Origin of the sequence: Thiohalobacter thiocyanaticus (assembly GCF_003932505.1) — a bacterium.
In the GTDB taxonomy this organism is placed as follows: Bacteria; Pseudomonadota; Gammaproteobacteria; order Thiohalobacterales; family Thiohalobacteraceae; genus Thiohalobacter; species Thiohalobacter thiocyanaticus.
Genome location: NZ_QZMU01000001.1, coordinates 1,926,418 through 1,948,701, shown reverse-complemented (window position 1 = coordinate 1,948,701; position 22,284 = coordinate 1,926,418). Strand labels below are relative to the sequence as shown.

Annotated in this window: 18 protein-coding genes and 3 pseudogenes; 12 read left to right on the top strand and 9 right to left on the bottom strand. The window is 66.0% G+C overall.

What is annotated here, in order from left to right:
• From recG to D6C00_RS09110, 6 genes are all read right to left on the bottom strand, one after another.
• The gene (recG, locus tag D6C00_RS09135) at positions 1-2,106 is read right to left on the bottom strand and encodes an ATP-dependent DNA helicase RecG (protein ID WP_125181437.1); all 2,106 of its coding nucleotides are present in this window, start codon (positions 2,104-2,106) and stop codon (positions 1-3) included.
• Positions 2,107-2,202: 96 nt separating this feature from the next.
• On the bottom strand, positions 2,203-2,583 hold the full coding sequence (locus tag D6C00_RS09130; protein ID WP_125181436.1) for a RidA family protein: 381 nt from the start codon (positions 2,581-2,583) through the stop codon (positions 2,203-2,205).
• A 142-nt stretch (positions 2,584-2,725) separates the two neighbouring features.
• Positions 2,726-4,927, bottom strand: a complete 2,202-nt coding sequence (spoT, locus tag D6C00_RS09125) for a bifunctional GTP diphosphokinase/guanosine-3',5'-bis pyrophosphate 3'-pyrophosphohydrolase (RefSeq protein ID WP_241546838.1) — start codon at positions 4,925-4,927, stop codon at positions 2,726-2,728.
• 93 nt (positions 4,928-5,020) lie between these two features.
• Positions 5,021-5,296 carry a DNA-directed RNA polymerase subunit omega gene (rpoZ, locus tag D6C00_RS16585; protein ID WP_125181435.1) on the bottom strand — a complete coding sequence of 92 codons (276 nt, stop codon included), beginning with the start codon at positions 5,294-5,296 and terminating at the stop codon, positions 5,021-5,023.
• A gap of 376 nt (positions 5,297-5,672) precedes the next feature.
• On the bottom strand, positions 5,673-6,290 hold the full coding sequence (gene gmk / locus D6C00_RS09115; protein WP_125181434.1) for a guanylate kinase: 618 nt from the start codon (positions 6,288-6,290) through the stop codon (positions 5,673-5,675).
• A 190-nt stretch (positions 6,291-6,480) separates the two neighbouring features.
• Positions 6,481-7,347, bottom strand: coding sequence for a YicC/YloC family endoribonuclease (locus D6C00_RS09110; protein WP_125181433.1), 867 nt, complete (start codon positions 7,345-7,347; stop codon positions 6,481-6,483).
• Positions 7,348-7,468: 121 nt separating this feature from the next.
• Here D6C00_RS09110 and D6C00_RS16580 point away from each other — a divergent pair.
• The 7 genes and pseudogenes from D6C00_RS16580 to D6C00_RS09080 form a co-directional block, all read left to right on the top strand.
• Positions 7,469-7,765 (top strand): annotated as a pseudogene (locus D6C00_RS16580) (serine/threonine protein kinase); the annotation flags it as partial.
• Between the two features lie 43 nt (positions 7,766-7,808).
• Positions 7,809-8,423: a protein kinase domain-containing protein gene (locus D6C00_RS15750; protein ID WP_206609602.1), complete on the top strand. Its 615-nt coding sequence runs from the start codon at positions 7,809-7,811 to the stop codon at positions 8,421-8,423.
• Positions 8,424-8,441: 18 nt separating this feature from the next.
• Positions 8,442-9,347: a PP2C family protein-serine/threonine phosphatase gene (locus tag D6C00_RS09100; RefSeq protein ID WP_158675374.1), complete on the top strand. Its 906-nt coding sequence runs from the start codon at positions 8,442-8,444 to the stop codon at positions 9,345-9,347.
• Positions 9,348-9,399: 52 nt separating this feature from the next.
• Entirely contained in the window at positions 9,400-10,716 is a 1,317-nt protein-coding gene (gene rph, locus D6C00_RS16575) for a ribonuclease PH (protein ID WP_125181431.1), read from the top strand.
• A 261-nt stretch (positions 10,717-10,977) separates the two neighbouring features.
• Positions 10,978-12,146, top strand: a pseudogene (hemW, locus tag D6C00_RS09090) (radical SAM family heme chaperone HemW).
• Positions 12,133-12,333 carry a CPXCG motif-containing cysteine-rich protein gene (locus D6C00_RS09085; protein ID WP_125181430.1) on the top strand — a complete coding sequence of 67 codons (201 nt, stop codon included), beginning with the start codon at positions 12,133-12,135 and terminating at the stop codon, positions 12,331-12,333. The pseudogene hemW and the gene D6C00_RS09085 overlap by 14 nt, the downstream one beginning before the upstream one ends.
• Positions 12,326-12,583 carry a transcriptional antiterminator, Rof gene (locus tag D6C00_RS09080; RefSeq protein WP_125181429.1) on the top strand — a complete coding sequence of 86 codons (258 nt, stop codon included), beginning with the start codon at positions 12,326-12,328 and terminating at the stop codon, positions 12,581-12,583. The genes D6C00_RS09085 and D6C00_RS09080 overlap by 8 nt, the downstream gene beginning before the upstream one ends.
• Before the next feature lie 155 nt (positions 12,584-12,738).
• Here D6C00_RS09080 and rimO read toward each other — a convergent pair.
• Positions 12,739-14,061: pseudogene (gene rimO / locus D6C00_RS09075) on the bottom strand (30S ribosomal protein S12 methylthiotransferase RimO).
• 275 nt (positions 14,062-14,336) lie between these two features.
• Between rimO and D6C00_RS09070 the strand changes: the two are divergent.
• The 5 genes from D6C00_RS09070 to D6C00_RS09050 all read left to right on the top strand — a co-directional run bounded on the left by D6C00_RS09070 (position 14,337) and on the right by D6C00_RS09050 (position 18,709).
• Positions 14,337-14,687: a DUF3135 domain-containing protein gene (locus D6C00_RS09070; RefSeq protein ID WP_125181428.1), complete on the top strand. Its 351-nt coding sequence runs from the start codon at positions 14,337-14,339 to the stop codon at positions 14,685-14,687.
• Positions 14,688-14,764: 77 nt separating this feature from the next.
• Positions 14,765-14,968 (top strand): 50S ribosomal protein L31, encoded by a 204-nt coding sequence (gene rpmE, locus D6C00_RS09065; RefSeq protein WP_125181427.1) that lies wholly within the window; start codon positions 14,765-14,767, stop codon positions 14,966-14,968.
• 11 nt (positions 14,969-14,979) lie between these two features.
• Positions 14,980-15,816 carry a thermonuclease family protein gene (locus D6C00_RS09060; protein WP_158675373.1) on the top strand — a complete coding sequence of 279 codons (837 nt, stop codon included), beginning with the start codon at positions 14,980-14,982 and terminating at the stop codon, positions 15,814-15,816.
• 4 nt (positions 15,817-15,820) lie between these two features.
• Positions 15,821-17,293 (top strand): M48 family metalloprotease, encoded by a 1,473-nt coding sequence (locus D6C00_RS09055; RefSeq protein WP_125181425.1) that lies wholly within the window; start codon positions 15,821-15,823, stop codon positions 17,291-17,293.
• A gap of 150 nt (positions 17,294-17,443) precedes the next feature.
• A complete protein-coding gene (locus D6C00_RS09050; protein WP_125181424.1) occupies positions 17,444-18,709 on the top strand; it encodes a malic enzyme-like NAD(P)-binding protein in 1,266 nt (421 codons plus the stop codon).
• A 285-nt stretch (positions 18,710-18,994) separates the two neighbouring features.
• Here the strand turns inward: D6C00_RS09050 and D6C00_RS09045 are convergent, their stop codons facing one another.
• The gene (locus tag D6C00_RS09045) at positions 18,995-19,615 is read right to left on the bottom strand and encodes a hypothetical protein (RefSeq protein WP_125181423.1); all 621 of its coding nucleotides are present in this window, start codon (positions 19,613-19,615) and stop codon (positions 18,995-18,997) included.
• A 21-nt stretch (positions 19,616-19,636) separates the two neighbouring features.
• Positions 19,637-22,066, bottom strand: coding sequence for a penicillin-binding protein 1A (locus D6C00_RS09040; protein WP_241546837.1), 2,430 nt, complete (start codon positions 22,064-22,066; stop codon positions 19,637-19,639).
• Between the last annotated feature and the right edge of the window lie 218 nt (positions 22,067-22,284).

The following is a 22,284-nucleotide window of genomic DNA, read 5'->3' as shown; positions in this document are numbered from 1 at the left end:
TTACACCGACCCGTAGCGCACATTCTCCCCCAGCCAGCGTCGGATCAACAGCGGCACGATCTGGGGGGAAGCGCGATTCAGCCGCTCGGCCAGCCGGTTGACCTCGGGCAGCAGCGCCTCGTCGCGCATCAGGTCGGCGATGCGCAGGCCGACCATGCCGGTCTGGCGTGTCCCCAGCACCTCGCCCGGACCGCGCAGTTCCAGATCCTTGCGGGCGATCTCGAAGCCATCGCCGGTTGCGCGCATCACCCCCAGCCGGGCGCGGCCCTGGCTTGAGAGCGGGGTGTGGTAGAGCAGCACGCAGTGACTGTCCGCCGCCCCGCGCCCGACCCGGCCGCGCAGTTGGTGCAGCTGGGCCAGGCCCAGACGTTCGGCGTTCTCGATCACCATCAGCGAGGCGTTGGGCACGTCCACCCCGACCTCGATCACGGTGGTGGCCACCAGCAGATCCAGCCCACCCTGCTTGAACTGCGCCATGATGGCCGCCTTTTCATTGGACTTGAGCCGGCCGTGGACCAGCCCCACACGCAGCTCCGGCAGGGCTTCGCGCAGCTCGGCCGCCGCCTCTTCCGCCGCCTGGCACTGCAGACTTTCTGATTCCTCGATCAGGGTGCAGACCCAATAGGCCTGACGACCCTCGGCGCAGGCCCGACGCACCCGCTCGACCACCTCGGGCCGGCGGCTGTCGGGGATGACGACGGTGGTGACCGGCTTGCGGCCGGGCGGCAGCTCGTCGATCACCGAGGTATCCAGATCGGCATAGACCGCCATCGCCAGGGTGCGCGGGATGGGGGTGGCGGTCAGAGTCAGCTGGTGCGGCAGGCGCGCCTCCTGTCCGCCCTTGTCGCGCAGGGCCAGACGCTGGTGCACGCCGAAGCGGTGCTGCTCGTCGATGATCACCAGCCCCAGGCGGTGAAATTCCACCTCCTCCTGAAACAGGGCATGGGTACCTATGACCACCCGCGCCGCGCCGCTGCGGATCTGCTCCAGCAGGGTCCGGCGCGCCGCGCCCTTGGTCCGGCCCGACAGCCATGCCAGTTCCACGCCCAGGGGCGTGAGCCAGTCGGCGAAGTTGCGCAGATGCTGCTCGGCCAGCAGCTCGGTGGGCGCCATCAGCGCGACCTGCATGCCGGATTCGACCGCCGCCAGCGCGGCCAGCGCGGCCACCACCGTCTTGCCCGAGCCAACGTCCCCCTGCACCAGCCGCAGCATGGGATGGGCGCGGGCGACATCCGCCTCGATCTCTGCCACCACCCGTTCCTGCGCACCGGTCAGGGGAAAGGCCAGCTGCTCGCGCAGGGCCCGGCGCAGCCGGCCGTCGCCGCGCAGGACCGGTGCCTGCTGCGACTGCGCCCGCCAGCGCAGCACCCGCAGGCTCAGGTGATGGGCGACGAGTTCCTCCAGCACCAGCCGGCGCTGGGCCGGGTGCTCGCCCGCCTCCAACGCGGCCAGGTCCACATCCGGCGGCGGCCGGTGCACCAGCTGGATCGCTGCGCGCAGCCCCGGCAGGCCGTCCGGTTCGATGCCGCTGTCGGCCAGCCAGTCCGGCAGACTGTCGGGATGCGCCTCCAGCCAGGCCAGGGCCTGATCGGTCAGGCTGCGCAGACCGAGCTGGTGCACCCCTTCGGTGGCGGGATAGATCGGCGTCAGCGTCTCGGCTTCCGGAACGGGTTCATCCACATCCACCCGGCGATACTCGGGGTGGACCATCTCCAGGCGGGTGGGGCCGCTGCGCACCTCGCCGAAACAGCGGATCCGGCTACCGCGCGCCAGGGCGGCCTGCTGGGCGGCATTGAAATGGAAGAAGCGCAGGACCAGGGCGCCGGTACCGTCGGCGAGATGCACCAGCAGCATGCGCCGGCGCGCGAATTTGATCTCGGTGTGGCCGATCTCGCCCTCGATCACCGCCCGACCGCCCGGCTGCAGCGCCCCGATGGGCACCACCCGGGTGCGGTCCTCGTAGCGCAGGGGCAGGTGAAACAGGGCGTCCTGGACGGTGGCGATGTTGAGCCGCGCGAGCTTCTCCGCCAGCCGCGGGCCCACGCCCTTCAGCGCCGTGACCGGCACCCGGTCCAGGGTTTCATCGGTTTGCGTACGCGCATCCATGCGCTTGTTTCCTGTTTTCTGGTTCATTGAATATTTCAACGCAGAGGCGTTTACGCCCTATGGGTACAAATGCCTATGCGTTGGGTTTTAAAAATCTCAAAGCACCATGATCGCGTCCATTTCCACCGCTGCGCCCTTGGGCAGACTGGCCACACCGATGGCCGCACGCGCCGGGTAAGGCTCGCTGAAATACTCCTTCATGATATCGTTGACCAATGGAAAGTGAGCAAGATCGGTGAGAAATATATTGAGCTTGGCGATGGCATTCAGTGAACCGCCGGCGGCCTCGCACACGGCCGCCAGGTTATCGAACACCCGGCGTACCTGCGCCTCCATGTCGCCGGCGACCAGTTCCATGGTCTCCGGCACCAGCGGGATCTGGCCTGAAAGATAGACGGTATTGCCGTACTTGACGGCCTGGGAATAGGGGCCGATGGCCTGCGGGGCCTTGTCGGTGGCGATGATTTTTCTGCTCACAATGACTCCCTGTTGCTGGTTACTTGAACGTCATTGCGAGCAATGCGAAGCAATCTCGTAACGCCCCGGCCAACAGGGAGAGATTGCCGCGCTTCGTTTATGCCCCATGGGTACTCGCAATGACGGACGGGCCGTCTTTCCGTCAGCCGCGGCCGCGCGACAGGCGCAGCACCAGCTTGATGTGGCGGATACGGCGCATCACACTGGCCAGGTGCTGGCGGTTCTTAACGGTAATGGTAAACACCATGGTGGTGTTCATGCCATCGCGTTCCTCGATGGCGACATTCTCGATATTGGAGCCCATGTCGGCAATCACCGCCGCCACCGTGGCCAGCACCCCGCGCTGGTTGGCGACCTCGATGCGCAGCTCGGCCGGGAACTCGCCCTCGACGTCCGGCTCCCATTGTACATCGATCCATTTCTCCGGCTGGTTGCGGTAATCGGCCACGTTCTTGCAGTTCTCGGCATGGATCACGATGCCGCGCCCGGCGCTGACGAAACCGATAATGGGATCGCCCGGGATCGGCCGGCAGCACCTGGCATAGCTGACCACCATTCCCTCGGTGCCCTTGATGGCCAGCGGTGTACTCACCCGGGCGCCGTCGGTCGCGGAGGCCTCCGGCTCTTCGCTCCGGCCGGCAAGCTGGCGCGCCACCAGCACCGGGATCCGGTTGCCCAGACCGATGTCATCGAGCACCGCGTCCAGCGACCCCACCCCACACTCGGCCAGAAAGGCATCGAGCCGATCCTTTGGCAGCTCATTCAATGTAAGGCCCATACCTGACAGGGCCTTATCCAGTAGCCGCCGACCCAGGTTAACGGCCTCCTCGCTGCGCAGGTTCTTCAGGTGATGGCGGATGTTGGAGCGGGCCTTGGCGGTGATGACGAAATTCAGCCAGGCTGGGTTCGGATGCGCCCCGGGCGCGGTGATGATCTCGACCGTCTGGCCGTTGAACAGGGGCGTGCGCAGCGGCGAGAGGTGGCGGTCGACCTTGGCCGCGATACAGGTGTTGCCGACCTCGGTATGCACGGCATAGGCGAAATCCACCGGGGTGGCACCGCGCGGCAGCTCCATGATGTCGCCCTGCGGGGTGAACACATAGACCTCGTCGGGGAACAGATCGATCTTGACGTTCTCCAGGAACTCCAGCGAGTTGCCGGCGTTTTTCTGCATCTCCAGCAATTCGCGCAACCATTCGCGGGCGCGCAACTGGGCGCTGTTGGCGCCGCCGCCTTCGCCTGCCTTGTACAGCCAGTGCGCGGCGATACCTGCCTCGGCCACCCGGTCCATGTCATCGGTGCGGATCTGCACCTCGATCGGCACACCATAGGGGCCGAACAGCACCGTGTGCAGTGACTGGTAGCCGTTGGCCTTGGGGATGGCGATATAGTCCTTGAACTTGCCAGGCACCGGCTTGTAGAGGTTGTGCACGATGCCGAGCGCCCGGTAGCAGGTATCGGGTTTGTCGACGATGACCCGAAAGGCATAGACATCGGAGACGTCGGCGAAGGACACGCCCTTGACCCGCATCTTGCGGTACAGGCTGTAGAGATGCTTCTCGCGGCTGCGTACCTCGCCGTCGATATGCTCCTGGCGCAGACGGCCCTTGATGGCGGTCTCGATCTTGTTGAGAGGACCTCCTTGCGGTTGCCGCGGGCGCGTCGCACGGCCTCGTCCAGCACCCGTGAGCGCATGGGATGCAGGGCGGCGAAAACCCAGGTCCTCCAGCTCCAGGCGCATCTGGTTCATGCCCAGGCGGTTGGCGATGGGGGCGTAGATCTCCAGCGTCTCGCGGGCGATGCGGCGGCGCTTGTCCGGGCGCATCACGCCCAGGGTGCGCATGTTGTGGAGGCGGTCGGCGAGCTTGATCAGGATGACGCGGATGTCGCGCACCATGGCCAGCATCATCTTGCGGAAGTTCTCGGCCTGCTGCTCGGCCTTGCTCTCGAACTGGATCTGGGTCAGCTTGCTCACGCCATCGACCAGTTCGGCCACTTCGGCGCCGAAGCGGGTCTGGATCTGTTCCTTGGCGGTGGGGGTGTCCTCGATGACGTCGTGCAGGATGGCGGCGACGATGCTCTGGTGATCCATGTGCATCTCGGCCAGGATGCGGGCCACGGCGATGGGGTGATAGATGTAGGGCTCGCCCGACATCCGGTGCTGGCCCTCATGGGCCTCGGCACCGAACAGGTAGGCACCGTAGACCTCCTGCACCGCATCGTGAGGCAGATAGGACTCCAGCAGATCGCACAGATCGCTGATCAGGAACCGCTCGCTGTCGGCGTCCCTGGCCTTGGCCACCATTGGCTGCCCCGCCTCCTGAATGTTTATGGGTGCTGTCATACCGGTAACCGTGCGAACGCAGGCCGGCCTTCGGACTATAGGCCAAAGCGGGCCCGGGCCACAACGCCGGGCGATGGCGGGAAAGGGACGGGCTTATTCGGTCTCGGGCGGGAGGGCGTCGGCTTCCACCTCGGCACCGGCCTCGGGGGCGGGTTCCTCGGGCGGCTTGACCAGGCTGTCGACGTTGGCCGGGATCACCAGGCCGTCGGCAATCTCGCGCAGGGCCATCACGGTGGGCTTGTCGTTCTCCCATGCCAGCTTGGCATCGGCGCCGCGCGCCAGTTGCCGGGCCCGCTTGGCGGCCAGCAGGACCAGCTCGAAGCGGTTGTCGACATTATCGAGACAATCTTCCACCGTGATGCGTGCCATAGGATTTCCCTGCTCAGAATCATTGCTGCGAGGCGGGCAAGTCTACCCAATTCGGACGCCCGATACTAGGGCCTGTTAACACTACCGAAGCGCCTGCTGTTGGGCCTGAGAAACCGTCAATCAAGGCGCGAGGAGCGAAGTTTGGTCGCCCCAAATGAGCGAGAGCCTGCCCCGCGAGCGAAGCGAGTGCTGTGGGCACGAGCAACGCCGAGTGACGGTTTCTCAGGCCCAACCCGAAGGGCCGGGCCGCGTTTTGCGTCCCGCGGCGTTGCCTGCTCGCTGATGTAGCCGGGCTACACTGCGCTCACGGCGCCTTGCGGAGACACAAAACGCGGCGCCGGCAGCAGGTGCTTCGGTAGCGTTAACAGACCCTGGATCAGTCTCCCAGCAGCTCGGCGAGCATCCCGGCGTGGCGCGCGGCCTGACGCGGGCGGCGCAGGCGGGCACTGGTGACAATCGCACCCAGTTCGTTCAGGGCTGTGTCGAAATCGTCATTGATGATCAGGTAGTCGTACTCGTCATAATGGGCGGCCTCGCTGACGGCGTCACGCATGCGCCGGGCGATGACCTCGGGCCCGTCCTGACCGCGCCCCTGCAGCCGCGATTCCAGCGCGGCCCGACTCGGCGGCAGAATGAAAACCCCATACGCCTCGGGCAGTTGCTCCCGCACCTGGCGCGCGCCCTGCCAGTCGATATCCAGGAACACATCCTCGCCCCGGGCCAGCTGCGCCTGCACCGCCGCCAGCGAGGTACCGTAATAGTTGTCGAACACCCGCGCATGCTCCAGGAACTCGCCGGCCCCGATCATGGCCTCGAAGGTGTCCACCGTAACGAAGTGATAGTCGCGCCCATCCTGCTCGCCCGGACGCATGGGACGGGTGGTATGGGACACGGAAAAGGCCAGGCCCCCCATCCGCTCCATCAGGGCCCGCACCAGGCTGGTCTTGCCGGCCCCGGAGGGGGCGGAGACGATGTAAAGACTGCCTTGCGCCATAAAATTCTGCCTTACTTGATAATCATTGTTGACTATAAAATTATAACCGCCAAGACGCCAAGGGCGCCAACTATTTAAATACTAAAAGAAATCTCGAATTTATTCAGCATCCCCACGAAGGGGAAACAATCAGAGTTTCCCTGGCTTAATTTTCTTCCTGGCATCCTTGGCGCCTTGGCGGTTCGCAAGCTCATTCCACATTCTGAATCTGCTCGCGCATCTGCTCGATCAGCACCTTGAGCTCGACCGAGACATTGGTGGTCTCGCTGTCGGCCGACTTGGAGCCCAGGGTATTGGCCTCGCGGTTGAGCTCCTGCATCAGGAAATCCAGCCGCCGCCCCACCGGTTCGTCGCGCCCCAGCACCCGCCGCACCTCGGCGATGTGGCCGGTAAGCCGGTCCAGTTCCTCGTCCACGTCCAGTTTCTGGGCCAGGTAGGCCAGTTCCTGTTCCAGCCGGTCCGTGTCCGGCACCTCGACCAGCTCCCGCACCCGGGCATTGAGCTTATCCCGGATGCGCTCGCGGACTTGGGGCAGGCGCTCGCGCGCAGCCTCCACCAGCGGCTGCATGGCATCCAGCCGGGCCAGCAGCAGATCCCTGATCTGAGCACCCTCGCGGATGCGGGTCTCGGACAGCTCGGCCAGGGCGCGGTCGAACAGCTTCGCGGCGGCGGCCTGGACGGGTTCCAGGTCTGTCTGCCGCTCCTGGACCACGCCGGGCCAGCGCAGCACCTCCAGCGGGCTGATCGGCGCAGGATCGGACAAGCCGCGGGCCACCTTGTTCAGCGCCGCTCGCAGGCGGGCGAGCTGCTCGGCGTCCAGCTCCAGTTCGTCGCCACCGCCGGCCTGTGACCGGTAGCGCAGATTGATCTCAACCTTGCCGCGTCCGAGCACCTGCGCGGCACGCTCGCGCAGGCCCGTCTCCAGGGCACGCAGCTCCTCGGGCAGGCGCAGGCTGAGTTCCAGATATCGGTGATTGACCGAGCGCAGTTCGCAGACCAGTTCACCCCAGTCGCCGCCGGCTTCCTGCCGGGCAAAGGCCGTCATGCTTCGGATCATCTCAACTCCCTGATTTGAAAATATTACCGGGCCGCACGCCTCAAGTCCGGGCCGGGCCGGCCGAATGTATCCATATTACTGACCCTGCCCCGACAATACCAACCGACACGGATTCCGACAGGTGCTGAAAAAACGCCCCCAGGCCCTGGCCGCCGGCACTCGCCTCGACCGCTATGACATTCTCGAAACCCTGGGCGGAGGCGGCTTCAGCCTGGTGTACCTGGCCCGGGAAGCCGACACCGACCAGCAGGTGGTGATCAAGGAATACATCCCCTCGAAACTCGCCCGTCGTGCCCGCGACGGCCAGGTGGCCCCGCGCGGCGAGGCCGAGGCCGACCGTTTCAATCGCGGCCGCATGCTGTTCCTTCAGGAAGCCGGGGCACTCGCCCGGCTGAAGCACCCCAACATCGTCAACGTGCTCACCTTCTTCAGCGCCAACGGCACCGTGTACATGGTGATGGATTACCACGAGGGGCGGAAACCTGGAAACCTACCTGACCCGGCGCCGCGGCCGCCTGAGCGAGCAGTTCCTGCGCACCGTCTTCCCGCCCCTGCTCGACGGGCTGGAGCTGATCCACAACCAGGACCTGCTGCACCTGGACATCAAGCCGGGCAATGTCCACATCCGTCCCGGCGGCCATCCGCTGCTGCTCGACTTCGGCGCCGTGCACGGCTTCCCCCAGAGCCGCCAGACCCAGCCCGGCCAGGTCATCAGCCCCGGCTTCTCGCCCATCGAGCAGTACGATACCAACGGCTATGTCGGCCCCTGGACCGACATCTATGCCCTGGGCGCGACCATGCGCGCCTGCATCGAGGGCAGGCCACCGCCGCCGGCGCGCGAACGCCACGAACACGACGGCATGAAAAGCGCGGCCAGCGCCTTCCGGCGGGACTATTCCCCGCCCCTGCTGGAGCTGATCGACTGGTGTATGGAGGTCGACCCCGAACTGCGCCCGCAGAACGTGGCGCAGCTGCGCCCGGCCTTCTATGCTGATGGGCAGGCACCGGGGGCGGGCGTCGAGGCCGAATCCACCTTCGATCGCCTGGTCGGCCATCTTCCGTGGGCCAAGGGGTGAGTACCGAGGGTACTAGTGATGCGCTTCACCGCCAGACAGACCACCCGGCTCGGCAACCGTAGCAGCAACCAGGACCGCAGCCTGATCCTGGCCGATGCCGACGCCGTGCTGCTGGCCGTGGCCGACGGGATGGGCGGGCATGCCCGCGGCGACCTGGCCGCCCAGGCATTCATCGACAGCCTGGCCCGCCAGTTCCGCCAGCGCGATCCACTGCAGGCCCCGGGCGAATTCCTGACCCGGTCCCTGGAGGCCGCCCATCGGACCATCATCGCGGTCGGCCAGGCCCAGCGACCACCGATCGAACCCCTGACCACCGCCGTGGTCTGCCTGGTCAGCGACGATACCGCCCACTGGGCCCATGTCGGCGACAGCCGCCTGTACCTGCTGCGTGACGGCGCCGTGGTCTTCCAGACCCGGGACCACACGCCGCTGGCGGACATGCTCGACGCCGGCCTGATCAGCGCGCGCCAGGCCCGTTCCCATCGCCTGCGCAACCAGGTCAGCCGCTGCCTCGGCGGCCAGGGCACCTGCCCCGAGCCCAGTCTGGGGCCCACCGCCTGGCTGCAGCCGGGTGATGTGCTGCTGCTGTGCTCCGACGGGTTCTGGTCGCCGCTGGACCCGGAGGCGTTGCCGGAGCTCACCGCCAGCGAGGATCTGGCCGACCGCCTTGAGACCCTGGCCGTCACCGCCGAGGCCAGCAGCTACCCGCACAGCGACAATGTCACCGCCGCGGCCCTGCGCTGGGAAGGCGCGGACAGCGGCGAGCAGAACCCGCCGCAGCCGGCCGACCAGCACGGGGATGCGGCCGACACCCCGCAGTCCAGCCTTGACCGCGCCATCGCCGCCATCGAACAGGCCATGGCGGAATACGCCGATGAGATCCCACCCGACGCCCCTGCCCAGGACCGCTCCCGGTCAGTATAATTGCCGCCCTGTCCCGCCTCCGCGGCCGTCCACGACAACCAAGGATTTCCCCATGCGCCCCAGCCAACGCGCGCCGGACGAACTGCGCCCCGTCCGCCTCACCCGCAACTACACCATGCACGCCGAGGGCTCGGTGCTGGTCGAATTCGGCAACACCCGGGTGCTGTGCAACGCCAGCCTGGAACCCCGGGTACCGCCCTGGCTGCGTGGTCAGGGGCAGGGCTGGGTGACGGCCGAGTACGGCATGCTGCCGCGCTCGACCCATTCCCGCATGGGCCGCGAGGCTGCCCGCGGCAAACAGGGCGGACGCACCCTGGAGATCCAGCGCCTGATCGGCCGTTCGCTGCGCGCCGTGGTGGACATGAAAAAGCTGGGCGAGCGCACCCTGACCATCGACTGCGACGTGTTGCAGGCCGACGGCGGCACCCGCACCGCCAGCATCACCGGCGGCTATGTGGCCCTGGCCGACGCCATCCAGCACCTGCTGGACCGGGGCGAACTCAAGGCCAGCCCCCTGACCGGCCTGGTGGCCTCGGTCTCGGTCGGCGTCTACCAGGGTACACCGGTGCTGGACCTGGACTATGACGAGGACTGCAACGCCGAGACCGACATGAACGTGGTCATGGATGACCAGGGCAGCTTCATCGAGGTGCAGGGCACGGCCGAGGGCCACCCCTTCAGCCGGGATGAACTGATGCGCATGCTGGATCTGGCCGAAGGGGGCATCTTCAGTCTGATCGAGGCCCAGAAACAAGGCCCTGGGGACGGCATGAGCGAGGTGCAACGCATCGTGCTGGCCAGCGGCAACCCGGGCAAGGCGCGCGAGATCAACGCCCTGTTGGAAGGCCTCGGCATCGAGGTGCTGGCGCAGTCGGAATTCGGCGTGCCCGAGGCCGAGGAGACCGGACTCACCTTTGTCGAGAACGCCATTCTCAAGGCGCGCAACGCCGCCGAGCATACCGGCCTGCCGGCCATCGCCGACGACTCCGGCATCGAGGTCGATGCCCTGAACGGCGCCCCCGGCATCTACTCGGCCCGCTACGCCGGCCCGGGCGCCAGCGATGCCGACAACTGCAGCAAGCTGCTCGCGGCCCTGAAGGACACGCCGGAACACCAGCGCGGCGCACGCTTTCAGTGCCTGCTGGTCCATATGCGCCACGCCGCCGATCCCACGCCTCTGATCTGCCAGGGCACCTGGGAAGGCCGCATCCTGCAGGCCCCACAGGGCGAGAACGGTTTCGGCTATGACCCGGTGTTCTACGTTCCCACCCATGAGTGCTCCGCCGCCGAGCTGGCGCCGGAAGAGAAGAACGCCATCAGCCACCGCGGCCAGGCCCTGCGGCGGCTGGCGGCAGGGCTTCGGGTGTGAGGTATTCGGGCCACGAATAAACACGGATGAACACGGATTCAAATGAAAATTGCTGGAGCCGCGAATGAACGCGAATGTACGCAAATAATGTTTTTTCTCTCCTTGTGGATCAGCTGACGGCTCGGACTGCCCCTTCCCGGCCCATGCAACTCATGAAAAACAATGCTCCATGTTGTTCTTTATTCGCGTACATTCGCGGCTCACAACCTGTTCTGATTGTATCTGCGTTCATCCGTATTCATCCGTGGCTAATATACCTCCATGTTCAACTTCACCGCCCCGCCGCCGCTCGCGCTGTACGTCCACATCCCCTGGTGTGTACGCAAGTGCCCCTATTGCGACTTCAATTCGCATGAGCTGCGCGACGAACTGCCGGAGCGTGATTACATCGCTGCCCTGCTGCGCGACCTGGAACAGGACCTGCCGCAGGTCTGGGGCCGCACGGTGGAGAGCATCTTCATCGGCGGCGGCACGCCCAGCCTGTTCAGCCCCGAGGCCATCGCCGAACTGCTCTCGGGACTGCGCGCGCGCCTCAATCTGAAGCCCGGCCTGGAAATCACCCTGGAGGGCCATCCGGGCACGGTGGAACAGCAGCGCTTCGCCGACTTCCGCGCCGCCGGCATCAACCGTCTGTCCATCGGCATCCAGAGCTTCAACGATACCCACCTGGAACGACTCGGCCGCATCCACGGCCGCCGCGAGGCCATCCGTGCCGCCGAGGCCGCTCACGCATCCGGTTTCGACAACTTCAACCTGGACCTGATGTTCGGTCTGCCGCAGCAACGGATCGACGAGGCATTGGAGGACCTGTCCACGGCGCTGGATCTCGAACCGGCCCACCGTTCCTGGTATCAAGCTCACCCTGGAGCCCAACACCTGGTTTCATTCCCATCCGCCGCGGCTGCCGGATGGATGACAGCCTGTCGGACATCCAGGAAGCGGGCCAGGAGCGGCTCAGCGCCAGAGGCTATACTCAGTACGAGGTCTCGGCTTACGCCCGGCGCGGGCGCGAATGCCGGCACAACCTGAATTACTGGCAGTTCGGGGATTACCTGGGTATTGGCGCCGGCGCCCACGGCAAGCTCACCCTGGCCGCGGAGCAGCGCATCCTGCGACTGTGGAAACCGAAGCATCCGCGCGACTATCTCGCCCATGCCGGCAGCCCGGGGGGCATCGGCGACAGCCAAGCACTCAGCGAGGCCGACGCCCGGTTTGAATTTCTGCTCAATGCGCTACGCTTGAATAAAGGCTTCACGCCGGAACAATACAAGGCCCACACGGGCCTGGCTTGCGCCGACCTGGAAACGACACTGGCCCCGCTGGTCGAACGCGGACTCATCGAAATGGATACGCACATCCGAACCACCCCGACCGGCCAGCGGTTTCTCAATGATGTGTTAGCGGAAATGCTCCCCGATGGCACGCTCTGATCTCCAACCGCACGCCGACACCTGCCCCTACTGCGGGGAGCCGATCGAGGTCACCCTGGACCTGTCCGCCGGCTCCGCGCGTTTCATCGAGGACTGCCCGGTCTGCTGCCCACCGATCGAGCACCGCCTGGAAGTGGACCCGCTGGATGAAAGCTACCAGCTGACGCTGCATCGCGAAGATGAGTGACGGCGAAGACTACATCCCCGTCGATTGCGGCCTCTACAGCCACTATGAACTCGCCATCATGCGCGGCTGGCATCTGCAGGTCACCTGGCAGGACCCGGCGGGACTCGACCACATCGAGCTGCTGCGCCCGCGCGACCTGCAGACCCGCGACCATGCCGAATACCTGATCGCTGAACGCGGCGACGGCGAACGCATCGAGATCCGCCTGGACCGCATCCGCGAGGCGCAGCGGCGGGAGGAAGGGAGCTGAACAAAGAGCGCCACGGAATACACGGAAAGCACGGAAAATTGCACGTATGCAACACAGTTCTGCTGTCCGGCGGCGCGCAGCGCCAGGGCAGCAGATTCATATTTTTATGTCCGTGTTTTCCGTGTATTCCGTGGCGCTCTTGATCTTGAGATCTGTCACCCCGCCGGCTCCGCCCACAGGTCGTGTTCGCTCGCATCGGTAATACAGACATCGATGAACTCGCCGGGACGGGCGTCGGTGGTATCGACGAACACCAGACCGTCGATCTCGGGCGCGTCGGCGGCACTGCGGGCGATGGCACCCTCTGCATCCACCTTATCCACCAGCACCCGCAGTTCGCGGCCGATCTTCGCCTGCAGGCGCGCGGCGCTGATCCCGCCCTGCACCTCCATGAACCGGGCCAGTCGTTCCTGCTTGAGTTCCTCCGGAACGGGGTCGGGCAGGGCGTTGGCCGCCGCGCCCTCCACGGGTGAGTAGGCGAAGGCACCGACCCGGTCAAGCTGGGCGGCACGCAGGAAATCCAGCAACTCCTCGAACCGCTCTTCGGTTTCGCCGGGAAAACCGACGATGAAAGTACTGCGCAGGGTGATGTCGGGGCAGTCCCGGCGCCAGGCCTCGATGCGCCTGAGGGTGTTGTCGGTGGCCGCCGGTCGCTTCATCGCCTTGAGCACGGGCAGGCTGGCGTGCTGCGCAAGCGGGATGTCCCAGGTAGGGATCAGGAATCAGCCCCCTCGGCCATCAGCGGGATCAGTTCATCGACGTGCGGATAAGGGTAGATGTAGTGCAGCCGAACCCAGGCATCCAGACTGCCCAGCGCGCGCGCCAGCTCGGTCAGCCGGGTCTTCACCGGCCGCCCACCCCAGAAACTCAGGGGATATTTTTTATCGACGCCGTAAGCGCTGGTGTCCTGCGAGACCACCAGCAGCTCTCTCACACCGGCGCTGACCAGGTTCCCGGCTTCCTCCAGCACCTCGCCGGCCGGGCGGCTGTCGAGATCGCCGCGCAGGCCCGGGATGATGCAGAAGCTGCAGCGGTGATTGCAGCCCTCGCTGATCTTGAGATAGGCGTAGTGGCGCGGGGTGAGCTTGAGGCCACCCGGCGGCAGCAACTGCGTGAAGGGCGCTTCGGGCGGGGGGAGGTGCTCATGCACGCTGGCCATCACCTCCTCATAGGCATGCGGTCCGGTCACGGCCAGCACAGCGGGATGGATCTTGCGGATCTTCTCTGCCTTGCCGCCCAGGCAGCCGGTGACGATCACCCGGCCATTGTCGGCCACTGCCTCGCCGATGGCCTCCAGCGACTCGGCCTCGGCGGCGTCGATGAAGCCGCAGGTGTTGACCACCACCAGATCGGCACCGGCATAGTCCGGGACGATGCCATAGCCCTCGGCCCGCAGCTGGGTCAGGATACGTTCGGAGTCGACCAGGGCCTTGGGGGCAGCCCAGGCTCACAAAGCCGATGTTGGGGGTTCGGGACATGGGTACGGATCAGGCAGCGGATACCGGGAAGCGGCGCGTGGCACCGGATCCGGCATCATAGGCCAAAACCCGCCAGCCGGGAATGTCCCGCCTTCACGCGCCCGGGCTTCGGAAATTTTTATTCAATGAAAACAGGTTATTGAAATTCATTATTTGACATCCGTCAGATTTCAGGCGCCAAATGCATGACATCCCACCTGCCCCGTGCTAGTCTCGTTCAGATAGAACAATAAAAATCGCCGCCCGGTCGGGTGGCGCCGGACGGGAGAAGGCCCATGCAACAGGCTCATCACTCCACTTTCGACTTCGATCACTGGTCCGAACTGGCCAGCCGCGACCCCGAGGGCTTCGAGGCCCGCCGCCGGGAGGCCATCGAAGCCGCCATCCGCCAGGCACCGCCCCGCACCCAGGCCCGGCTGCGCCGCCTGCAGTGGAAACTCGACCAGATCCGCCGCACCTCGGGTACCCCGCTGGCGGCCTGCATCCGCATGCACAACATGATGTGGGATTCGCTCCAGGGCCGCGGCGGCCTGCTCGAGACCCTCAGGCGCGATCCGCGCCAGGTGCTGCCGCAGCATTCGGACAATGTCGTCAACTTCGCCCGCCGCGGCGCAAGGGACTTGTGAGCCCGGCCTGATTTCCGTATCATTGCCCGCCTTTCCGCCACCCCGCCGGTGGCGCGGTATCACCGAGGACACATGAGATGAAAGCGGAAATCCACCCCGAATACAACGAGATAACCGTGACCTGCAGTTGCGGCAACAGCTTCAGGACCCGCTCGACCGTGGGCCATGATCTCAGCGTCGAGGTCTGCTCCAGCTGCCACCCCTTCTACACCGGCAAGCAGAAGATCCTGGACACCGGTGGCCGTCTGGACCGCTTCCGCCGCAAGTACGGCATGAAGTAAGGCTTCAGCCCGTGCTGGCGCGGGTTGACTCACTGACAGCGAGGGCGCGCCGGGCAGCCGGTTGCGCCCTCGTTGCGTTCGGTCTGCTGACCGCCCCCGCGGCCGGTGCCGACGACTGCCTCACCGAGCGCATCGATGAGCGGGCACGCATCAGTCAGGTGCTGGACGGCGATACCCTGGCCCTGCAGGACGGCCGGCGGCTGCGCCTGATCGGCATCAACACCCCCGAGCTGGGCCGCGACGGTAACCCTCATGAACCCGGCGCGCTTGCCGCCCGCGACGCCCTGCGACGGCTGGTCTTTCTCAACCGCAACCAGCTCGGGCTGCGCCTGGGCCGCGAACGCGAGGACCGCTACGGCCGGCTGCTGGCACACGCCTTTCTCGCTGACGGCCGCAACCTGACCGCGGTCATGCTCAAGCAGGGCCAGGGCTTTGCCCTGACGGTCCCACCCAATACCTGGCAGGCCGAGTGCTACCACGCCACCGCCGCCCGGGCGCGCAGTGCCGACAGGGGCCTGTGGCGCCGCCCCGACTTCCGCCCCCAACCGGCCGCCGCCCTGCCCATCTCCACGGAGGGGTTCCGGTTCATCCGCGCCGGGCAGGTCACCCATGTGAGCGAAGGGCAGTATAATAAGTGGATCAACCTGCAGGGCAATGTCGCCCTGCGCATCGCCAAAACCGACCTGGACGGTTTTCGGGGACTGGACTGGAAGGCCCTGCCCGGCCGCAGCATCGAGGCCAGCGGCTGGATCTACCAGCGCCGCGGCCAGTTGCGGCTGCAGATCCGCCATCCGCTGATGCTGACTGTCCTTCCCCCGCCGGACCGGAGCGGAGACAAACCGGACTGAGACCATGCCGACACTGCTGCCAAGACTGCCCCTGCTGATCCTGACGCTTCTGCTGACCGGCCTGACCCTGCTCGCCGGCTGCGCCACCAACCCGGTCACCGGCGACAGGGACCTGGTGCTCATGTCCGAGGAGCGCGAAATCGCCCTGGGCCGGGAGCTGAACCCGCAGGTCCTGGAACAGATGGGCCGGTACGAGGACGCCGAACTGCAGGCCTATGTACAGCGGGTCGGCGAGCGTCTGGCCGCGCAGAGTCACCGGCCCGATCTCATCTACCGCTTCACGGTGCTCGACAGCCCGGACGTGAACGCCTTCGCCCTGCCCGGCGGCTATATCTACATCACCCGCGGCCTGCTGGCCTATCTCAATTCCGAGGCCGAGCTGGCCGCGGTGCTGGGCCACGAGATCGGCCACGTCACCGCCCGCCACACGGTGCGCCAGCACAGCGCGTCCACCGTCACCGGCATTCTCGGTGCGGTGATCGCCGGCAGCACCGGCGTGCAGGGCGCGCAGGATCTGGCCAACATCGCCGGCACGGCCATCGTGCGCGGCTACGGCCGCGAGCACGAACTGGAGGCCGACCGCCTGGGCGCCGAGTACCTGGCCCGTACCGGCTACGCCCCCGGTGCCATGCTCGATGTCATCGAGGTGCTCAAGGACCAGGAGCAGTTCGAGATCCGGCTGGCCGAGGAGGAGGGCCGCGAGCCGCGGGTCTATCACGGCCTGTTCTCCACCCACCCCAGCAACGACCAGCGGCTGCAGGAGGTGGTGGGTGCGGCCGAGGCGCATACCCGCAACGGCGGCCGCATCGAGCGCGATGCCTTCCTGCAGCGCAGCGACGGGCTGGTCTTCGGCGACAGCGAGACCGATGGCATCCGCCGCGGCAACCACTTCTATCACGCCCCGCTGGATCTGGCCATCAGCTTTCCCGCAGGCTGGAAGGTCGAGAACCTGCCCGACCGGGTGGTCGCCACCACCCGCAGCGGCGACGGCATGATCCAGTTCACCATGGCCGACCTGAACAAGCGCATCCCGCCGCGTGACTTCCTGCTCCAGCGCCTGAAGCTGTCGAACCTCGAACACGGCGAGCCGATCCGGCATATGGGCATGGAGGGCTACACCGCCATCGCCCGGCAGGATACGAGCAAGGGCCGGCTGCCGGTGCGCCATGTGGTGCTGTATCGCAACGACAAGGCGCTGCTGTTCTCCGGCGCGGCCGATGACAGCGGCGACCCCTTCCGCTACGACCGGCTGGTGCTGGAAACCGCACGCAGTTTCCACCCCCTGACCGAGGCCGAGCGCAAGCTGGCCCGCGCCCTGCGCATCCACGTGATCCGCGCCGGGGCGGACACGCGCATGGCCGGTCTGGCCCGCGAATCGAGCATCCCCAACCACCCCGAGGCGCAGCTGCGACTGCTCAACGATCTGTATCCCGACGGCGAGCCCGCCCCTGGCAGCCTGGTCAAGACCGTGCCGTGACCTTCAGCTGAACTGCGCGACAATTATGCAGAGGCGCAGAGACAGGAAACGCCTGAAATCCATTCTGCTTCGCGTCTCTGCGCCTCTGCGTCCTTTGCGTTACCATTGCCCGAACCCGAACGCACCCGCCACGACAAAGGACCGAACCGGATGTCCCGCGACTACAGAGAACGCGCCCTCGCCTATCACGCCGAACCCCAACCCGGAAAAATCGCCATCGAGGTCACCAAGCCCTGCAACAGCCAGGATGACCTGGCCCTGGCCTACACCCCGGGCGTGGCCGAGCCGGTGCGCGAGATCGCGCGGGACCCGCACAACGCCTTCCGCTACACCGCCAAGGGCAACCTGGTGGCCGTGATCACCGATGGTACCGCGGTGCTGGGACTGGGCAATGTGGGACCGCTGGCCGGCAAGCCGGTGATGGAGGGCAAGGGCGTGCTGTTCAAGCGCTTCGCCAACATCGACGTGTTCGACATCGAGGTCGACGCCCCGGCCACGGAGGATTTCATCGACACCGTGACCCGCATCGCGCCGACCTTCGGCGGCATCAATCTGGAGGACATCGCCGCGCCGCGCTGCTTCGAGATCGAGCGCACCCTGATCGAGCGGCTCAACATCCCGGTCTTCCACGATGACCAGCATGGCACCGCCATCATCATCGCCGCCGGCCTGCTCAACGCCCTGGAGATCCAGGGCAAAACCCTGCCCGAGGCCGACATCGTCTGCGTGGGTGCCGGCGCGGCCGGCATCGCATCCATGGATCTGCTGATCGCGCTGGGCGCCGACCGCAAGCGCATCCTGCTGGTTGACCGCCAGGGCGTTATCCACAGCGGGCGCGACGACCTGAATGAGTACAAGCAGGCCTATGCGGTGGCAACCGACCGCCGCAGCCTGGCCGACGCCATGCGGGGCGCCGACGTCTTCATCGGCGTGTCCGGACCCGACATCCTCACCCCGGAGATGCTGGCGAGCATGGCCGAGCGGCCGATCGTCTTCGCCCTGTCCAATCCCGACCCCGAGATCCGGCCGGAGGTCGCACTCCGGGTGCGCGACGACCTGATCATGGCCACCGGGCGCAGTGACTACCCCAACCAGGTGAACAATGTACTGGGCTTTCCCTTCATCTTCCGCGGCACCCTGGACGTGCACGCACGCGAGATCAATCAGCAGATGAAGATCGCCGCGGTCGGGGCCCTGTGCGCGCTGGCGCGCGAGCCGGTGCTTCCCGAGGTGTTGCAGGCCTACAATCTGGAACGCCTGGAATTCGGGCCGGACTACATCATTCCCAAACCACTGGACCCGCGGCTGATCGATTTCGTCCCGCCCGCCATCGCCCGCGCCGCCGTGGATACCGGCGCGGCACGCGAGCCCTATCCCTCACATTATCCCGAGCCGCCGAAGATCGGCGTGACCTGAGTGGGTTGAGTGGGCTGAGTGCGCGGTTTTTTTGGGCCACAGATAAACACCAATGAACACGAATCAACGCCGACAAATCAGCCGTAGGCCGGAATAAGGGCCACAAGGCCCGTTTCCGGCATGGCACGGGTTGCCGGAGACGCTGCGCTTATTCCGGTCTACGAACTGATTGATTGATATTGGTTTATTGACGTTGATTCGCGTTCATTCGCGGCTTGTCATTGTTTTGATCTTATCCGTGTTCATTCGTGTTTATCTGTGGCCCAAATACCACGAAACCCGAAATCAGGACTCGACCGGCTCGGCCTCCTCCAGCAGCGCCTCCACCCGGGCCAGTCCGGCCCGTTCCATCGGCCGGCTGTCGATGGGCGAGCGCGGCGGCTGACGGATACCCTCTTCCGAGAAGATCGCCGCCTCGATCGGCACCTCGCCGGCCATGAAGCGCACCACCGGCACGGTATGCTGTTCGTCGCGGCCGAAACGGAAACGCCGCTGGCCTTCCTCGAAGGGCAACTGCTGCTCCATCAGATAGATGAACACCTCCTCGGGCGTGGCGGCGAACAGGTGCAGGTTGACGTCCGAGTGCTTGTCGGCGGTGCCGCTGAGCACCGAGCCGGTCAGACGCGGGCGGAAACGTTCGAAAAACCCCATGGCCTGGACCGCGGCGCGGCGCAGTGACTGCAGGTGCCGCGGCTGCTCATTGCGCTGGAACAGCGACTGGTAACTCACCAGTTCGGCCTCGATCTCGGTGTTGCGCGGCATGTTGCGGGTATCGGGCGCGCCGAGGCGTTCGGCCGCCTTGCGCTTGGCCGCGCCGTAGTCCCGCACACCCTCGGTGGCGATCAGCCGCGCCGCCTCCTGGGCGATGCGCTGGCGCATCTGCTGATCGCGGGTCGAATGTCGCATCCCGTACCCCCTCTATATCGCCTAGAACAGCGGTTCGGCCGACTCGTTGTCCTGATCCATTCCCTCGCCGTCCGATGCCTCCGCGCGGCTGTAACGGGTCGGCACCTGCTCCTGGCGGAAGGTTTCGAAAATGGCGCCGGTCTGACCGCTCGGCGAGAGCAGACCGGTGACCGGATCGATGCGTACCGTCACCAGTCCGGCCGGCGGGTCGCGACGCTGTTCCGGCATGCCCTCGAGGGCTGTCTGCATGTAATCGATCCACATGGGCAGGGCGGCACGGCCACCGGTCTCGCCCCGGCCCAGCGGGGCCAATTCGTCGAAGCCGACCCAGGCGATGCTGACCAGCCCGGGGGTGAAACCGCAGAACCAGGCATCACGCTGATCGTTGGTGGTGCCGGTCTTGCCGCGCAGATCACCGCGGCCCAGGGTCAGCGCGCGGCGGCCGGTACCGCGCTTGATCACATCCTGCAGCAGGCTGTTCATCAGCCAGCTGTTGCGTGGCTCCAGCACCCGCTCGGCGCGGGGCAGGGGTGCAGGGCCTGGCGGATCGGCCAGCATCACCGCGGGGTCAGCGGCCGGGACCGGGGGCAGCTCCGCATCGGCTTCGGGCTCGCAGTCCCGGCACACGGTCGGCGGGCGGGCCTCAAACACCGTCTCGCCCCTCCCATCCAGGATGCGGTCGATGAAATAGGGTTCAATACGGTAGCCACCATTGGCAAAGACGGCAAAACCGCGCGCCATCTGCAGCGGGGTGACGCTGCCGCTGCCCAGGGCCAGCGACAGGTTGGCAGGCAGCTGCCCGGGCTGGAAACCGAAGCGCTGCACATAGTCGATGGCAAAGCGCACCCCGATGTCCTGCAGCAGCCGGATGGAAACCAGGTTGCGTGAATGCGTCAGGGCCTCGCGCAGCCGGGTGGGGCCATAGAAGCGCCCGCTGTAGTTCTCCGGCCGCCAGTGCGCCTCCAGGCCGGGGTCGTCGAACACCACCGGGGCGTCGTTGATGATGGTGGCGGCGGTGAACCCCTTGTCCAGGGCGGCGGAATAGATGAAGGGCTTGAAACTCGAGCCCGGCTGACGCCGGGCCTGCACCGCGCGGTTGAACTTGGAGCGGAAATAATCCAGGCCGCCGACCAGCGCCACGATGGCCCCGTCATCCGGCAGCAGGGACACCAGCGCGCCCTCGATGGCGGGCAGCTGCGCCAGCCGCCAGCCCTCCTCCAGCTCCTGCAGGCGCACGATCGCGCCCGGCTCGACCACGTCGGCGGCCTGCGTCGGGGCCTTGCCGCGACGGTCATGACTGAGGTAGGGGCGGGCCCACTCGATGCCTTCCCACGCCACCGTGACTTCCCGGCCGTCCTTCAGCAGTGCCGTGAACGCCTGCTCCTCCAGCGCCAGCACCACGGCCGGCACCAGTCCGGCCAGACGGGACCTGTCCGTCAGCGCCCGGGCCGCCGCCTCGGCCGGCGCCGCCTCCGGCAGCTTCACCAGGCCCTCATGACCACGGTAACCGTGACGGCGGTCGTATTCCATGAGGGCGGCGCGCAGGGCCCGGTTCGCCGCCCGCTGGCGGCTCGAATCCAGCGTGGTCCGGACCTGGTAGCCCTCGGTATAGGCCTGTTCACCGAAGCGTTCCACCATATGGGCGCGCACCATCTCGGCAACATAGCCGGCCTCCAGCTCGCTGTTGCGCGCATGCAGGCGGGCGCTGATCGGGGCGACGAGTGCCTGGCGGTACCGTTCGGCATCGATGTAATCCAGGGTGTACATCCGCCGCAACACATAATTGCGCCGCTGCTCCGCGCGCAGCATATCGGAGACCGGATTGTCGCGTGAAGGCGCCTTGGGCAGGCCGGCGATCATGGCCATCTGCGGGAGGGTGAGCTCATCGATGGCCTTGCCATAGTAGATCTGTGCCGCCGCGCCCACGCCGTAGGCGCGCTGGCCGAGATAGATCTTGTTCAGGTACAGCTCGAGTATCTGCTGCTTGGACAGCTCGCGTTCGATCTTCAGGGCGAGAAAGATCTCGGTGAGCTTGCGCAGATAGGTCTTTTCCCGGCTGAGAAAGAAATTGCGCGCCACCTGCATGGTGATGGTACTGCCGCCCTGGCGCTTCTCGCCGGTACGTGCCAGTTCGAAGGCGGCCCGCAGCAGGCCCTGGTAATCCACGCCGGGATGCACGAAGAAACGGTCGTCCTCGGCCGCCAGGAAGGCCTTGACCAGCAGCTCAGGCACCTGTTCATAGGTCACCGGGGCGCGGCGCTTCTCGCCGTACTCGGCGATCAGCTGGCCATCGCTGCTGTAGATCCGCAACGGGACCTGGAAACGCACGTCACGCAATGCTTCAATGGAGGGCAACTGGGGGGTGATATAAAAATACAGGCCGGCCCCCAGGGCCAGCGCCAGCGCCGCCAGACCCAGCAGCGCAGGCAAAAGAAACCGCAGAATCTTCATAATCATAATCAAGGGGACTGTGATACCCGTCTCAGCTTATTCACGCCATAGACCCGTCACTATAAAGGAAATCGAGCAGATTCCGATACCCTGATTCGAAACCTGAAGGCGCAACTAGAACTTTTGTTGACAAATAGTTGGGGTTCCCTTCTAATGCAAGAGTCGACATTGTAGGCGCAAGCTCAGGATAAAATAAGGGAATTCAAAGGACGACGCCG